At 41.9% G+C, this 15,956-nt stretch carries 11 protein-coding genes; 2 read left to right on the forward strand and 9 right to left on the reverse strand.

Translation table 11 applies throughout. From position 1 onward, the window contains the following. Positions 1-228: 228 nt before the first annotated feature. A complete protein-coding gene (locus tag LKE01_RS01950; RefSeq protein WP_054768763.1) occupies positions 229-1,173 on the reverse strand; it encodes an alpha/beta hydrolase in 945 nt (314 codons plus the stop codon). A gap of 272 nt (positions 1,174-1,445) precedes the next feature. Here LKE01_RS01950 and LKE01_RS01955 point away from each other — a divergent pair, with 272 nt between their 5' ends. After that, positions 1,446-2,288, forward strand: coding sequence for a prephenate dehydratase (locus tag LKE01_RS01955; RefSeq protein WP_056983047.1), 843 nt, complete (start codon positions 1,446-1,448; stop codon positions 2,286-2,288). Here the strand turns inward: LKE01_RS01955 and LKE01_RS01960 are convergent. The 8 genes from LKE01_RS01960 to LKE01_RS01995 form a co-directional block, all read right to left on the reverse strand. Continuing rightward, positions 2,276-3,289: a ketopantoate reductase family protein gene (locus LKE01_RS01960; protein ID WP_054768764.1), complete on the reverse strand. Its 1,014-nt coding sequence runs from the start codon at positions 3,287-3,289 to the stop codon at positions 2,276-2,278. The two genes, LKE01_RS01955 and LKE01_RS01960, sit on opposite strands and share 13 nt — an antisense overlap. A 419-nt stretch (positions 3,290-3,708) precedes the next feature. Further along, positions 3,709-5,031: a type I glutamate--ammonia ligase gene (gene glnA, locus LKE01_RS01965; RefSeq protein WP_054768765.1), complete on the reverse strand. Its 1,323-nt coding sequence runs from the start codon at positions 5,029-5,031 to the stop codon at positions 3,709-3,711. A gap of 244 nt (positions 5,032-5,275) precedes the next feature. Continuing rightward, complete coding sequence (locus LKE01_RS01970; protein ID WP_056983045.1) at positions 5,276-6,283, reverse strand: M48 family metalloprotease; 1,008 nt, start codon at positions 6,281-6,283, stop codon at positions 5,276-5,278. Positions 6,284-6,299: 16 nt separating this feature from the next. Further along, positions 6,300-6,851, reverse strand: a complete 552-nt coding sequence (locus LKE01_RS01975) for a LemA family protein (RefSeq protein ID WP_054768766.1) — start codon at positions 6,849-6,851, stop codon at positions 6,300-6,302. Between the two features lie 86 nt (positions 6,852-6,937). Further along, positions 6,938-8,284 carry an NADP-specific glutamate dehydrogenase gene (gene gdhA, locus LKE01_RS01980; RefSeq protein WP_056983043.1) on the reverse strand — a complete coding sequence of 449 codons (1,347 nt, stop codon included), beginning with the start codon at positions 8,282-8,284 and terminating at the stop codon, positions 6,938-6,940. Positions 8,285-8,628: 344 nt separating this feature from the next. Further along, positions 8,629-10,023 carry a glycoside-pentoside-hexuronide (GPH):cation symporter gene (locus LKE01_RS01985; RefSeq protein ID WP_371861705.1) on the reverse strand — a complete coding sequence of 465 codons (1,395 nt, stop codon included), beginning with the start codon at positions 10,021-10,023 and terminating at the stop codon, positions 8,629-8,631. Positions 10,024-10,113: 90 nt separating this feature from the next. Continuing rightward, on the reverse strand, positions 10,114-12,480 hold the full coding sequence (locus LKE01_RS01990; RefSeq protein WP_054768767.1) for a hypothetical protein: 2,367 nt from the start codon (positions 12,478-12,480) through the stop codon (positions 10,114-10,116). A 22-nt stretch (positions 12,481-12,502) separates the two neighbouring features. Next, the gene (locus LKE01_RS01995; RefSeq protein WP_054768768.1) at positions 12,503-14,683 is read right to left on the reverse strand and encodes a beta-L-arabinofuranosidase domain-containing protein; all 2,181 of its coding nucleotides are present in this window, start codon (positions 14,681-14,683) and stop codon (positions 12,503-12,505) included. Positions 14,684-15,018: 335 nt separating this feature from the next. Between LKE01_RS01995 and LKE01_RS02000 the strand changes: the two genes are divergently transcribed. After that, a complete protein-coding gene (locus LKE01_RS02000; RefSeq protein WP_056983038.1) occupies positions 15,019-15,954 on the forward strand; it encodes an AraC family transcriptional regulator in 936 nt (311 codons plus the stop codon). The last annotated feature ends 2 nt before the right edge of the window (positions 15,955-15,956 follow it).

The following is a 15,956-nucleotide window of genomic DNA, read 5'->3' on the forward strand; positions in this document are numbered from 1 at the left end:
AGCAAAATCTCCTTTAATAGATATGATGTCAAAATGTAAGCGTTTGACATCCCTGTTTCAACTATTAATTATAGGCATGCTGAAAATGGAATGCCAACATTTAGACTTACTTTTCGTAAGTATTACAAATTGGTTTACTGTAAGCTCGAAAATAATAATAACCGGACTTATAGAAAATAAAAATGCCAGGCAGAATCTTCCGCCTGACACTTTCTCTTTGATATTTAATTAAAAATAGGTTTTTAAAAATTCTTGTACCCGACGCTTATAGGCCACCGGATCATACCAGAAACTCTCAGCATGCGTCGCATTGGGGACAATCCAAAGCTGCTTGGGTGCGTGAGTTGCCTTGTAGTTTTCGTAAGCCATAGAAGATGGCACATAAGTGTCTTTGCCTCCATGAATAAAGAGAATCGGCAGCTTATTTTTCTCCAACTGTTTAACCGAAGAGGCACTGTTGAGGCCAAACCCGGCAGCCCGTTTGTTAATTTCACTCACCATCGGTTCGACAGGATATTCAGGCAAATGATACTGTTTCTTCAATAGATAGGTCAATTCTTCCTTGATACTGGAGTATCCGCAGTCGGCAATAATTGCTTTAACCTGGGTGGGAAGCCGTTCCCCCGAGAGCATTTCAACCGTTGCGCCACCCATGCTGACACCGAATAACAGAATTTTACTGTCTTCGCCAACGTGATCGATCACCTGGTCGATCCACTTGAGATAGTCCAGCCGATCAAGCCAGCCAAAGCTGATGTACTTGCCGGCACTATCACCATGGCCACGATCGTCCGGGGTCAAAACATTGAAGCCCATGTTGTGAAACATTTGCGCGTAATTAGCCATTGTTTCACGATTACCTTTATATCCATGAGCAATGATCACCGTCTTCTTGGAAATCCCTTCGGCTGGAATATAAGTTGCAACCATCTTTTTGTCAGGATCGTTACGGTTTAAATACCACTCTTCAGAGGGCATTTTGTGGAACCAATCGACATATTCGTAATACTGATCCGCATACTGCTGCTTTTCCTTTGAAGTCTCGGGCACGTAGTCTACTCGTTTGAAAGCTATATCAAACAACTTGAGACTAATCCAAAAACTGCCTGCGGTAATCGCCGTTAGCGGCAGAATAAAGGTTTTAAATGATGATTTGATATTTGATAGTTTCATTGATTTTCGTTACGCTCCTTTAGTGTTAATGTTTATGGTAGTTATTGAGCACAGCGATGTCAAACAACTTTACTCTTGTTTAATAAATAGGAATAGCCGTCATAAATGACCACAAAATTGTCCTTAAAAAGCATTCCCAAAATGTGTCGATTGTTCCACACAAATCAAGAATGCTTTCTTTCATTTTTATCATTCATTTTTGTCATTCATTTTCAATTCAATATGAGATAATAAGCTCATTATTCAAATCCTACTAATAAGGTGGTTAAACAATGAAATTCTCAGTTCTTGGGCCCGCTGGCACCTTTGCCGACGCCGCCGCAAAAGCTTATCTCAAAACCCAGCCATTATCCAACATAATTTTTGACTACCACCCCACTTTTGATCAGGTTTATCAAGCTGTCTCCGGTGAAAATATCGGTCTGTTGCCTTTGGAAAATCAGCTTGATGGTTATGTGTCCGCCACCCTTCAGCGTCTACAATCTGCTGACGTAACGGAAATTGGTGAAATTACGATTCCAGTCAATTTTGGCTTGGTGGCCAATGTGACTGATTTAAGTAAAATCAAACGAATCTATGTTCAATTTAAAACAGAGGGTCAATGCCAGACACTTCTGACTTCAATGCGCAATGTTCAAATTATCACGACCTCTTCCAATATGATTTCGTTAGAAAAATTTCAAGCGGGTCAATCCGGTGATGCAGCAATCATCCCTCAATCTCAAATGACAGATTTATCGTTTCCACTGATGATGGACAACGTTGCTGATCAGGATGACAACAGTACGAGATTCATCATTTTCCAATCTCATCCTGCCGATCTTGAAAAGATCTCACATGAACACTTGGCAACTGACCATTTCAAAGCACCCTTGTTCATAACACCAGCCTTCAACGATCGCCCCGGCACTCTCTATGACATTTTGGGTTATTTTGCTAAAAGCGAACTCAATCTTGTCACTTTGATGTCACTGCCGGTCAAGACCCAACTTGGCGTGTACTCATTTTATTTGGAAATCTCCGGCACTCGTGAACAACAAGCGATTCTTTTCACGACGCTTAAAAAGATAGCTGCCAAATATCGTGTTCATTCGCTTGGCTTCTATGCTGTCTGAGCCTGCTCAGCAGTTTGGGTTTCAGTCTGTTTAGCTTTAATTGCCCGTTGTTTGGCAAGGTTTTGACGATGAATTTCGGCCAGATGAACCGCTTGGGTAACAAACAAATGAGTGCTGGCTTCATAGTGATACTTGCGACCAAGATCTGCAATATAGCCATTGATGTAATCAACTTCGGTTGGTCGATCTTTGGTCATATCCTGGTACATTGAAGGATAATGCAGTGGCATATCGATTCGGGTGTTGTGATCCAAAGCAGCCATTTCTTCATCACGGCTTGATACCAGCTTGATACCGGCTCGAGCGCAGATGTCGTAAGCTTCATCAATTAACTGACGACCCATTTGATAGGCCCCTGGGAAGTTACCAAATTCACCCATGGGGAGCTCAAACATTGTACAAATCGTGTTGATAACTGAATTAAAGATAACCTTGGTCATCAATGTTCCAGTAAAGTCATCGGTTAATGTCGGATTCATCTGAGCCTTTTGAAGTTGGTTGAAAAGCTCCTTACAAGTGGCGTCCGGCTTTTCATTAAGTGGGCACATGTTCATCTTGCCGGCACCTCGTTTACCCATAAAGTCAACTTCACCGGGACCGGGAAGAACTGTTGCAATTAGGGCAGTGGCACCAATGATCTTGTCATCGGCAAAGTATTTTTGCAGCTTTTCGATATGCCCCATCCCATTCATTGCCGTAAAAGCATATTGATCTTTATGAAAGAAGTGCTGACAACGGTCCAGGTAATCTTGGAGCTGCATTTGTTTCGTAAAGAAAATGAACATATCAGGATGACCGTCAAACGTTTCAGGAGTTTCAAGCTTAATCTTTGTTAAATGGCGATCTTTATGATCACGCATAACATATACGCCACCCTGTTCCCGAATCTTGTCAATATGTGGCTGCCATGTGTCGATGAAAGTAACATCGTTGCCGGCCTCCTGTAGTAAAATTCCGTAACGTAAACCCATTGCTCCTGCACCAATCATTGCAAACTTCATAAAAATCACTCTCCAATTCCTATTTTTATTTTTGATTAAAAAAAGCGCCCTTAATCTTATTTCTAAGATTAAGGGCGCTTACGCGTGTTACCACCTAAATTCACGACCTGCTCACGCAAATCGTCTCATCATGTACAGCCAAATTAATGACAATACACTGGCACTTTAAGGGGTGCACACCGTAGATACTCACTTTCTTCGCATCTACTGCTTAGAGGCTACTTTCACTTTACCAACCATTATCCCTTCTCACTTAGCGGGACTCCCTGAAATGATTTGGCAAAACTACTCTCCTCATCGCTGCATTTTTTCAATCAAATTTTAATGTGGTTATAACTTAACTCATGTAATTTTAATTGTCAACATGAAATTCAAAAATAATTTTTGAAATTATCGAATGATCGAGCAGGAAACTTCAATTAAACGTTGAAGTAAGCTTTCTTTTCCCAGTCAGTCACACTCATCTGGAAGCGGGTCAATTCATCCTGCTTGATCTGCAGATACTTGGGAATAACACTTCCCATGGAATCTGTAAGTGCCTTATCAGCCTCCAATTTTGCCAAGGCCTTAGGTAAGGATGATGGCAACTGAACAATTTGGGCAGCGGTTCGTTGTTCTTCAGACATGTCGTAGATACTATCTTCAACATTCTTTGGTGGTGTCAACTTGTTCTTGATACCATCCAGTCCAGCGGCCAAAATTGCGGCAATTGCAAGATAAGGGTTGGCAGCGGGGTCACCACTTCGTAATTCAAATCGGGTTTGTGGTCCACGACCATCTGGGACCCGGACCAAAGCAGTTCGGTTGGCGATTGCCCATGCGACATAGGTAGGTGCTTCAAATCCTGGTACCAGTCGCTTGTAACTGTTAAGTGTTGGGTTGGTGATGGCTGTAAAGGCTTGGGCATGTGTCAAAACACCGGCAAGATAATGTGTTGCCAACTCTGACAGCCCATGATTTCCCTTAGGATCATCAAATAAGTTTTGATCACCATCGAATAACGATGTGTTCAAATGCATCCCAGATCCATTGACACCAGCTTGTGGTTTTGGCATAAATGTCGCACGCAAACCATACTTAACGGCAATGGCCTTGGTTGTCAATTTCAATAATTGAACGCGATCAGCGGTCTTAACAGCATCGTCGTACTTGAAGTCAATTTCGCATTGACCAGGTGCGACTTCGTGGTGATCCGCTTCAATTGAAAAGCCCATTGACTTAAGTGTATTCACCGTTTCACGTCGGCAAGCCTCGCCACGGTCATCTGGATAAACATCAAAATATGATGCCTGATCATTTAATTGATCTGTAGGTTTACCGTCTTCATCGGCTTTGAACAAGAAGTACTCCATCTCAGCTCCGACATTGGCGTGGCCGCCACCGATCTTATTTAAAGTATCATCCAGCCGCTTTAAAACAAAACGAGGATCACCGGCAAATGGGGTGCCGTCACTATTGTGAACATCACAAATTAGTGCAGCAGTCTTCCCACCTGTGGTGATCCAAGGGTATACAGTCCAGGTATCAAGATCAGGGTATAAGTACATGTCTGAGTTTTGAATTGGTAAGAACCCAGTGATTGATGAGCCATCAATCTTAATTTTGTTATTAAGAGCAGCATCCAGCAGATCAATCGGAATCTCAACGTTCTTTAGTGCGCCATTGAGGTCAGAGAAAGTCATTCTTAAATACTCAATTTCCTCGTCCTTAGCTAGTTTACGAATATCATCAGCAGTTTTCATCAAATGCCTCCATAGTCATCGTTTTTAAGGTCATCCTAAGTTAATTGTTGGGTTTCCCTTAACGGATATTATACACGTTATATCTTCTAACATCAGATTTTTTTACAACTTTTTTGAATTTTTTGAAGTTTTGATTAAACGTGACAGCTGGATTTCTTAAGTTACACCCGGCATTTAGGCAATTTTGAGCAATAAAAAAGGCTTGGTCTCTGTTAAATACAGAGATCAAACCATAAAAATCTGATTATTGTTCACCAAGGAGTCTTTTAAGACGGGCGATTCGTTCGTCCAACGGTGGATGAGTATCAAACATCTTAACAAGAAACGGTGTTTTGCCCTTACGGGTGATCGGCTCATTGATGTAGAGTGCTGCACCTTTGGCAGTTGGATTATTCGTCGGTGTTGAATCATCTTTGAGCAATGTCAAAGCATCAATCAGCCCCTGAGGATCCCGAGTCAAATTAACCCCGGAAACATCCGCCAATGATTCCCGCTGTCGGGAAACAGAGAATTGAAGAATCTGGGCAACCGGCACACCGATAATTCGGATGACCCAGCCGCCAAGCCACATAATTAAGCCAAAGGTTAATATTCCAATAGCCACAGCCCAGCCAGCTTTGGAATCGTCATCGCTGTCGGTGCCGAACCAGCTAAACCAGCGGCCACCACGAATAAGCCCAATTCCGGCAACAATTAAAACAGTCCCGGCACCGGCAATAAAGGTCGTTAAAGCAACCGTGATTGATGAAACCCGGATATCGTAATTTTTAATATGCGAAATTTCATGAGCAAGCACACCTTCAAGTTCCTCACGATTCATCATTTCCCGAAGGCCTTTGGTGACCGCTACGGCTGCGTGTTTTGGATCACGTCCGGTAGCGAAGGCGTTGGGTGATGGATCGTCAGTCTGATAGATTGACGGCATTGGAATGTGGGCAACCATTGCGAGATCGCTGACAATGTTAAACAGTTCAGGGTCATCCGACTCCTGCAGCTGATGAGCATTTGCTGACTTCATCAAAATATTGGTGACCTGACTATAGACAAAGAGTGAATATAATCCGGCGCCAATTAGAAATCCAACCATGGTGTAGGTCGGAACAATCCAATCCACTGAGCCTTCATCGTTGGTGGCGAGAGCAAACACCAGACCAATCAAAAAACCAATGATTGCGATTAAAACAACGAACACTGCCATCACTGACCAGGTTCGCCGTCGATTTTGCTGAACTTGCTGATTTATGGTGTCCATTATCAGTCAGTCCCCTTTAAAATTTCATCTGTGGTACTTCTTTAGACTTTTCAGGTACTTCAAGATAACTGTGTACTGGAAAGTTTCCGAATTTAGCAACTAAATTGCTTGGGAAGGTTTGCAGTTTGTTGTTGTAAACCATGACATTGCTGTTGTAGTTCTGTCGGGAAAAAGCAATCTTGTTTTCGGTATTGGTTAATTCTTCCTGGAGTGCCAAGAAGTTTTGGTTGGCTTTTAATTCCGGATAGTTCTCGGAAACTGCAAACAAGTGATTCAAGGCGCCGGTTAATTGATTATCCGCCTTAACCTTGTCTCCCAAGCTGACGTTGGGGTCTTGGATTTGTGAACGCATGGCAGTTACTTTGGCAAAAGTTTCCTGTTCATGCTTAGCGTATCCTTTAACTGTTTCCAGTAAGTTGGGAAGCAAGTCTCCTCGACGTTGTAATTGAACATCAATTTGACTGGCTGCTTCGTCAACCAAGTTTCTTTGGTTCACCAAACCGTTATACATCAAGATAACGGCGATGATGATAACCAGGATGATGACTCCTGTAATGATTAGACCCATTGTAAATTCCTCCTTAGATTGTTTGGTAACTAACATACCACAATCGAATCATCCTTGAAAGTTTACTTTGTCTTCATTTTAACATTTTAGACTAATCCCTGAGCCATCATTGCTTCCGCAACCTTTTCAAAGCCGGCAATATTTGCCCCAGCCTGATAATCTTTGTCCAAATGATACTTCTTGTCGGCCGCTTCTGACTTGGCAAAGATATCTTCCATAATGTCTTGAAGACGATTATCAACCGTTTCAAAACTCCATGCGAGACGTTCGCTATTTTGACTCATTTCAAGGGCTGAAACAGCTACCCCACCGGCATTGGCTGCTTTGGCAGGCCCATACAAAATATTGCCATCCCGATAAACGGCGATTGCGTCTGGATAGCTGGGCATGTTGGCCCCTTCACACACGTATTTAACACCGTCTTTGACGATGAGTTTAGCTTGATCTTTGTTAATTTCATTTTGTGTGGCACATGGCAAAGCAATGTCGTAATCCACATCAAAGTTCCAGACAGATCCGCCATGGTATTCAGCTGACTCAACCCGATCGGCATAGTCACGAATTCGACCGCGTTCAACTTCTTTGATTTGTTTAACGACCTTATAATCAATTCCCTTAGGATCATAAATATAACCATTGGAATCCGAAACGGTGATGACCTTTGCGCCAAGTTCGGTTGCTTTTTGAATGGCGTACGTGGCAACGTTACCGGCACCGGAAATCTTGATTTTTTTGCCGGTTAAAGTGTCGCCCTGAGCCTTTAACATGGCGTTGGTGTAATAAAGCAGGCCAAAGCCGGTGGCTTCCGTACGGGCAAGACTACCGCCAAATGTAAGACCTTTACCAGTCAGAACACCATTTTGATAGCCGTTTAAGCGTTTATACGCCCCAAACAGATAACCAATTTCCCGGCCGCCAACCCCAATATCGCCTGCTGGGACATCTAAATCAGGCCCAATATGACGCTGTAACTCAGTCATGAAGCTTTGACAAAAACGCATAATTTCTGAATTTGATTTTCCTTTTGGATCAAAGTCGCTTCCACCTTTGGCTCCGCCGATTGGTAATCCAGTCAAACTATTTTTAAGAATTTGCTCAAAGCCAAGAAATTTAACAACACTCAAATTAACGGTCGGATGTAACCTTAGGCCACCTTTGTATGGCCCGATGGCGGAATTAAATTGAACTCGGAAGCCACGGCTAACGTTGAACTTGCCGTCATCCGACTGCCAAGGTACTCTGAATTGAATGACCCGTTCAGGCTCGACCAGTTGCCCCAAGAGGTTTGCTTCGACATACTCTGGGTGTTCTTCCAAAGTTGGCTTCAAACTGTCCAGAACGGTAAATACAGCCTCCTGGAATTCCTTTTGGTCAGGATCACGACGGTCGATTTGGTCTTTGATTGATTCAATATATGCCTTTACATTCGTCACGGTTATTCCCACTTTCTGATTTCAAATTTACACAACATCCAACTGCAGACGCGATCCAAATAACGGCTCCGACTTACACTGTTATGTTATATATTATCAAAAGATTTATGACAGATGTTCACATTTTCTTATTCTTTTCAAATAATTAATCAAAAAAGAGTTTGAACTGTTTTTCAACAATCCAAACTCTTTTTTATGATGGGTAACTCAATAACACGAATGGGGTTCGTGAAAACATTATGTCAGAAATAATGTTGGCTTCATCAAGTATCAAGATTTTCTGAATGAATGCATCACCACCTTATCTGCGTTCAAGCGTTACATCAGACGATTATTAATGCGAATTAGTTCTTTGCTTCAGCATCATGACGAGCAGCTAATTCAGCTTTAATTTGTGGTTCCATCTTTTCGTACTTGAAGTACAAGCACATGATTGCAGCAACGATAGCGTACACAATAACTGGGAAGTAGATAAATGTAAAGTGAATTGCGCTAAGGGCATGGGCAGTTTGTGTCTTGTTAGCAACGAATCCGGCAGCAGCCATGATCTTTGAAGGAATGAATGAACCGAATCCTGAACCTAACTGGATACAGAAGGCAGAACCAACGGCAGTTAAGAAACCAGGAGCACGGATACCTGTCTTCCATTCACCATAATCAACAGTATCGGCTAACATACCAAATGGCATAGCAACGGCAGTTGAAGCACCGAAGATACCGATAATCCAAGCAATGATAACCAGAGTAAAGTTGTTGCCAACCATACCCATCATGATTTGACCAGCAGCACCAATTGCCAAACCAATGATCATTGTCATTGTCTTGTTGGTAACTTTAACAACAAATGGGATACAAATAGTAGCGATGATACCAAGAACTTGGAGACCGTTAAATACAGAGGTTAATTGTTCGTTACCCAAGTTGTATTTAGCATAGTAAACTGAGATTCCGTTACGAGTTGATTGAGCAACCCAGTAAATAACGAATGATACAACCAAGATGTACCATGGGTTGTTACCAACAGTAGCTTTCAAAGAATCCTTGAATGGAATTGGCTTTTGAACAGCAATGGTCCGTTCTTTCATCCCTTTGAATGAAAGGAAAAGTAAGATAACGGCAAGTAAGCCGAAGAAGAACATTGTCCACATGAAACCAACTTTATCGTCACCTTTACCAAAGAATGCAACTAATGGTAAGGCGAAAGTACTAGTGATGAATGAACCAATGGAACCACCACACATACGGAATGTGTTGGCATTGATACGTTCCTGGCCGTTAGTAGTTAAGCTGGGAAGAATAGCAGTAATTGGAGTTTGAATACCAATATAAACAACCCCAGCGGCTAAGATGTAAGTAAATCCGGCATACCATAACTTAGCAGTACCGTGTAAGTTTGGAGCAGTAAATGCTAAGAATGTTGCAACGGCAAATGGAATTGCCAGCCATAAGAAGTAAGGTCGGCTTTGGCCCCATTTTGTATGGGTGTGGTCAACAATTGATCCCCAAACTGGTGCACTAACTGCATCAAAGAAACGGGCAACTAACAGGATTAAACCTGCACCACCAACTGAAATACCGAAAACATCAGTATAGAAATAAAGAATATAACTTGAAATTGTAACATAAAGCAAGTTACCAGCCATATCAGTAAAGGAGTAAGCTGTTTTCTCCCAAACAGACAGTTTAACGTTGGCGCTGTCTTTGCTGGTACCTGCTGCACTAGCAGCGTTTTTATCCATGATCATAATCTCCTATCCGAATTTTATTGAAAATAATTGCAAAACAATATGTGAAACGGAACCACCACCTCCTAAAGTGAACTGCTTATTTTATTCAAACTTACGAGTTGTAAGATCAAATAATGCTTTATCTTTATTACTGTTCAAGGTCTGACCATCATCCAAGAAGATATATTCTTGGATATATGGAGCAAAACTTTGAATTTCATAATGTTCGTCAACAAGTTTTTTCACACGTCCATTGACGGCTGTCAGGCCTTTTTCCTTATCCTTGTAGATATAAGTCTTTTGACCAAATCCATTGAGGAAGGCAACCAATTCTTCACCCATATCCCAGTCATCTTCGCCGGTATAACCATCTGGGAACAAACGGGCAAAAATGCCGCCGTCCGAAGCGAAGATTGATTGGCCAAATCGGTTTCTGGAAAGATCCGGCCGGTTCAGGTTGGGACCCGCAATACTGTATGTTGAGGCGGCTTCGCCAGGCTTCAGCATTCTGTTGGTTGCAGTCGCGTTGGAATCATACATGTAAAGAATGGCACCGGTAGCTCGATAAGCAGCTTCCACTAATTCAGGATCCTGAAGCTTCTCACCGGCAATTTGGGCTGATGCGGCGGTTAAGCCGCCCCACAATGCATGAATCATGTATGACAGGGCTTCCCACCAACGATCAGGGCTTTGTGACCTGAAGTCATTACTGTACCCGATGTTGGCTTTCAGCAACTCACCGTAGGTCATTGCCGCGTGAACGTTGCCGGTTAAAGCAAGGGCGCCAGCGGCTGGACCAAACCCAGCGTTATCGAAGAAATGCTCCGTCATGGCTGCTTCCAAAGAATCACTGTTAGCGGCAAGCCGGTCGGTAACCGACTTCCACGACTTGGATATTTCGGAATACTCCTTGTCCAGCCCGCTCTTTTGCAGGTCGGCTAACAAGTCTTCAATATAAAGTCCGTATGTTCCAAGCATCTGAGCTTCTGTCTTACCACGTTCATTATCATTGAGATCCGGATTAACCCGGACATCGAATACCTGAGCTGCCCATGACAGATAATCATTAGGCTTGTTCAACTTCAGTGATGAAGCTGGGCACTTGGATAAGAGATAAAACATATGGGTGATATATTCCAAATCCATCAGGCGGTAAAAGTCGCCGTACAATTTAGCGGGCTTCCTAAAGTCGCCATTTTCAAACCATTTCGGTCGAACATACTTCACAGCACTTTCTTCGACTTGGGCAATCTGCTTGTCAGCATCTTTAACCTTGTCATCGAGAAGGCATTCTTGAAGAATGAAGGTCATCTTTCCGATGGATTCACCCTGATTGGATACAGGGCCGAAGCTATATGGCACCTTGCCATCCTTACCGGCATATGAATGAGCTGAAACATAGTTGGCACGATTACGAAGCAATTCGTTGATTGAGCTCATGACGTTGAAGACGCCCATATCAACTGTGCCATCGGCAAATTCAAGAATTACTTGATGTTCGCCAAGCCCTTGAGGCTCGTATACCAGGCGGCCGTTTTCAATGTGGTCGGTCATATCCTGATCAACGATTTGGTCACCATCTTTGTGTCGAACAGAGATCCGTTTCAACACCTGACCTTTTGCAAGATGGATGGTGAATACTTGATAAGAACCTTGAGAAATCATTGGTTCAAATGCGAACCGCGGATGGTTATATAATCTGGTAGCAATATCATAGAAATCCTTTTGGTCGGTAAATGGCTTCAAATAGAATTCCCAGTTTTTGCTTTCACCGGGTTTAACAACCAGCGGCTTTTGAGAATAAATCCAATCGTTGTGCGGCCTGCGGTCATCATCATAACCTCCGGCCAAAACAATCTCGTGGAAAAGCATTCCATCCAATGATGGGGAAACATTTTCAAAGAATCGGTTGGTGTAATCGTTGAAAGTTCCGACTGATAGCACTTCGCCTTTGGTTTGGTAAACACCCATGTTAGGTGCTGTATTATCACGACGAACCGCCGCGAGCTTGGTGTAGTTCTTTGAAATCTGTGGGAAGACGGCAACGGACTGGTTGGCGTTACGCTTAACGTTCTTGTCTCTGAACATGACATATGCCAAGCTGATCCAAACGCCCAGATTACTAATGTTAATGTCGTCTTTGCCATTATTTTGAATCGTGAAATTCCATTTAAATGAGTTGCCGATCAGTTCAAACTGTTGAACCAGTGACAGGTCATCGACTTTGAATTGAATCTTGCTGTGGGTATCATCCCCACTCACTTCAGGAACCTGATCGATACTACGGTGCTTTTGACCATTGACCGTAATATTAAATTCGCCAAATAATTTATCCAAGTCATCATATCCGAGTGACTTAAGATAATCAGGATCGATTACCCAGTTCATATTGGATTTATCAGAATTCAACTGGAGCTTGGTAATCGCTCCACGCTTGTTTTGTTCAACTGTCAGAAATTCTGACTTCATGTGTAAAGGCCTCCTGGAATTGTTATTTGTTTGCTACCATTGTTTCAATTTTGTTGATGTTGGCAATGTCGAAGTTTAATCCTTCATAGTCAAGCGGGGTAATCTTGATATTAATCTTGTTCTTACCCTTAGTGGCATCAGCTGGCAATGGGTAGATGTAGTAGGAATCTTCCGGCCACTCTTCGTTCTTAATTGTTTGAGTGAACAGAACCTTGTCATCATCTTGGATCTGGAAGCTGTAAACATCACCATCAAGATAGTCATAGGTAATCTTCAAGTAGTTCTTCTTTTCAGGATCAACAGCCAATGTCCATGAATGGTCTTCATTTACAGGATTGTCACTGTCGTTTTGAGTATCAATCGTTGTTGCGACTTCTTCTTCAGGAACCTTTACGTAAACGTTGTAAGGGGTATCGGCTGGAATTTCCGGAAGTGATTTGAAGATGATATCAGTACCGGAAAGTCTGAATTGATTCTTATCTTCAACTTTAACCAAGTCTGCCAAATATTCAGCAGCTGGTTTTGTGGAAGTTGGTAAGTCTTTAGTCTGTGCAGCTAATAAGATTGGGCCGTAATAGATGGCAACTCGGTTGAAACGATCAGCAAGGGTTTGGTAGTGAAGTTGGAAATCAAGGTTAACTTTGATTTCTGACTTCTTGCCCCAACTGCGTTTGATTGCAACAAAGCCATTCTTTGGTTGAGCACTGACCTTTTTACCATCAACGGTAATAGTGGTTTCTGCACTCCACTTGGGAACTCGAACGTAAACAGTGAATTCCTGGTCTTTATCTGATTCAACGGTAATGTGGGCAAAATGTTGATCAGGGTAATGTGAATCCTGGGTGATCGTGATGCCCTTGTCCTTCAAGTTCAAGATTGAATCGAAGTATTGAGCAACATAAATGTCGTTACCGTCTTCGTAGTAAATTCCGTCAACTAATGTTGAATGACGTTCTGTTCCACTACCTACACAGCACCAGAAGCCGCCACGATCGAACTCTTTAGTCGCATTTGGTGAAACACTCAGGTTGTAGAGATATTCTGCGATAGCGCTGTCATTATTCTGCTGAGCCATGATGGCGTTGATGAAACGAATCTCGTAGTCATCCATTAAAGTGACATCTTTGGTGTCGGCAAAAAGTTCTGAACTCAAGTAGTTCAAATCATGTGAACAGCAGCTTTCACCATTTAACTTGGATAAATGCTTGAAGAACATTTCAGGATAATCATATAATTCTGATCCGTAGTCAGCAGGTGCTGGATATGCAGAACGTCCTGAAATTCCTTTGGTAGGCAATTCATGGCCGGTATGCATCCAATTCATGTAGTTGACAACGCCCTTTTTATACTTCTCATCACCAGTGGTGTGATAATATTCAAGCATTCCTTCGGCACAAACCAATTCGGTGTTTGAGTGGCATGAGTAATAGCCTAATTCATCATCGTTATTGATAAGCATGTCACGGAACCATTTACGATCAAACTTTTCAGCAAGGTCAAAGACATCCTGTTCTTTCTTGCCAGTCATTTCGTAAAGTCTCAATAGTGTTCGATGCATTGCACCAAACTCTTGATGGAAGACATACTGGCCGTTTCCTTGGTACCAGCGGGTATCAATCATTGCATTGATTCGTTCCGGTGTTAGGCGGGCCATCCGTTTTTCAAAGTAATGAGTCATGTTTTCTGTTAAATCAAGAGCAATCTTGTTGCCAGTAAATTCATATGCGTCCATCAAGCCATCCATCAACTTTTGAACAGCATAGTAAGGAACATAGTGATTGCCGTTGAATCGAAGCTTTTCAATATCATCAAATCGCTTTGAAGGTTCTGCAGCTAAATAGCCGGGGAATTCTTCGAATGTATCAAACTTTTGTTGGCATTCTTTCAGACCATCGACAATTTTATCAACACGCTTTTTCAATTCACGGGCGGTTTCCGTATCATCCATATTGTTAAGTTCTACGAAACTCTTGGAAGCTCCTGAGAGATAATGACCGGTGAAATGGCCTCTAAAGAACCAATCCGGTGATTCCCAGATAGTCAAAGGTGTTGCACCCTTGGTATCCATCCCTGCGTTTTTACGATAGTTGTACAGTAATTGGTCTGTCGTGAGTGAAAGCATCCAATTAATGTTACGATCAAATTTTTCTTTTAAGGTCGAACCTGGTAAATATTGAATATCATAGTATGATACCGGTTTCATTTTAAATCGTCCTTTCTGGTGAAAAGTGAATTTTGAGAGGTGCTATTCTGTAACCGCTTACGATTAATAGAATACATGCTAAATGCGTTAATTAAAATCTATTATTCTATCAATCATTTATAAAATACAACATAAAATTAAAAGCGCTTTAATTATTTACTGAGCAAGCCATCAATCCCATCAAATCGGCATTCATAAAATATGCCAACTTTTCAATAAGAAATGGATAATTTGACTTTTTATGGTTTATGAGCTATTTTTATAATATCAAAAGGTTTATTTATAAAATCTAATCTGCTTCGAATCTAAAGCCGACCAACATTGGAGGTTTTTTCATGGTTAAGGAGTATTTATCGATATCTTGCCTGCCAACACCAACATATATCCAGAGTGGTCATGTTATCTTTAGACCTGGTGAAAGACATCCCAATCGCAAGAATTTTCAATTTTTCGTTATGATGTTTATGAAACGAGGAAAATTATATATCGCCGAAGATGACAAAAAGTACACGGTCAGTGCCGGCGAAATGTTCATACTACAACCGCAGCACCACCATTATTCCTGGAAGCCGATGGATGAAACGACGGAATATTATTGGATTCACTTCACGACAACCGGCAGTTATGTTCAAGCCGCAGAGCCAAAGCAAGTTCGACCAGTCATCTCAGTTCCGGCAATTCATTATTACACTTCGACGATTACCCTGTTCTTAAGAAAGCAGCAGACGATTCCAAACGAAGACACGGTTATCTCGATGATGAATAAGATCTTCGCCAACAGTCGAAAATCCAACGAAAACCATTCAGATACGACTCAAAACTCAATTGAATTTTGGAAAGCCCAACAACTATTTCTGGATCTTCTCCAGCTGGTTCAAGTCCAAACGCCGCAGGAGTCTCCAATGGTCATGGTTGCCAATAAGATTCAAAGATATATCGAAGATCATTTTGATGAAAAGATTACCTATGAAGAACTTGGTAAGGAATTTCATATTCACCCAAATTCAGTTTCATTATATATGAAGAAAACATTTGGAATTACGCCAAATAACCTACTGACCAAGTACCGGTTGGAGGAAGCGACTAAGTATTTGCTGTTAACTTCCGATCAGATCAGTACGATTGCTACCAAAGTGGGTTATCAAAATGTGTATTACTTCTCCATGGCTTTCAAGAAAGGCTATGGCATGTCACCTTCTGAATACCGCAAAAAATACATTAGTTTAAAGCCAAATACGCCAGACGATGGGTCTGGAAATCAATTTATGTAATC

Origin of the sequence: Lentilactobacillus kefiri, from assembly GCF_007989105.1 — a bacterium.
Lineage (GTDB): Bacteria > Bacillota > Bacilli > Lactobacillales > Lactobacillaceae > Lentilactobacillus > Lentilactobacillus kefiri.

Coding starts and splice junctions, on each gene's coding strand:
- LKE01_RS01950 (WP_054768763.1), bottom strand. CDS start 1,173: ATGAAACTATCAAATATCAAATCATCATTTAAAACCTTTATTCTGCCG.
- LKE01_RS01955 (WP_056983047.1), top strand. CDS start 1,446: ATGAAATTCTCAGTTCTTGGGCCCGCTGGCACCTTTGCCGACGCCGCC.
- LKE01_RS01960 (WP_054768764.1), bottom strand. CDS start 3,289: ATGAAGTTTGCAATGATTGGTGCAGGAGCAATGGGTTTACGTTACGGA.
- glnA (WP_054768765.1), bottom strand. CDS start 5,031: ATGAAAACTGCTGATGATATTCGTAAACTAGCTAAGGACGAGGAAATT.
- LKE01_RS01970 (WP_056983045.1), bottom strand. CDS start 6,283: ATGGACACCATAAATCAGCAAGTTCAGCAAAATCGACGGCGAACCTGG.
- LKE01_RS01975 (WP_054768766.1), bottom strand. CDS start 6,851: ATGGGTCTAATCATTACAGGAGTCATCATCCTGGTTATCATCATCGCC.
- LKE01_RS01985 (WP_371861705.1), bottom strand. CDS start 10,023: ATGGATAAAAACGCTGCTAGTGCAGCAGGTACCAGCAAAGACAGCGCC.
- LKE01_RS01990 (WP_054768767.1), bottom strand. CDS start 12,480: ATGAAGTCAGAATTTCTGACAGTTGAACAAAACAAGCGTGGAGCGATT.
- LKE01_RS01995 (WP_054768768.1), bottom strand. CDS start 14,683: ATGAAACCGGTATCATACTATGATATTCAATATTTACCAGGTTCGACC.
- LKE01_RS02000 (WP_056983038.1), top strand. CDS start 15,019: ATGGTTAAGGAGTATTTATCGATATCTTGCCTGCCAACACCAACATAT.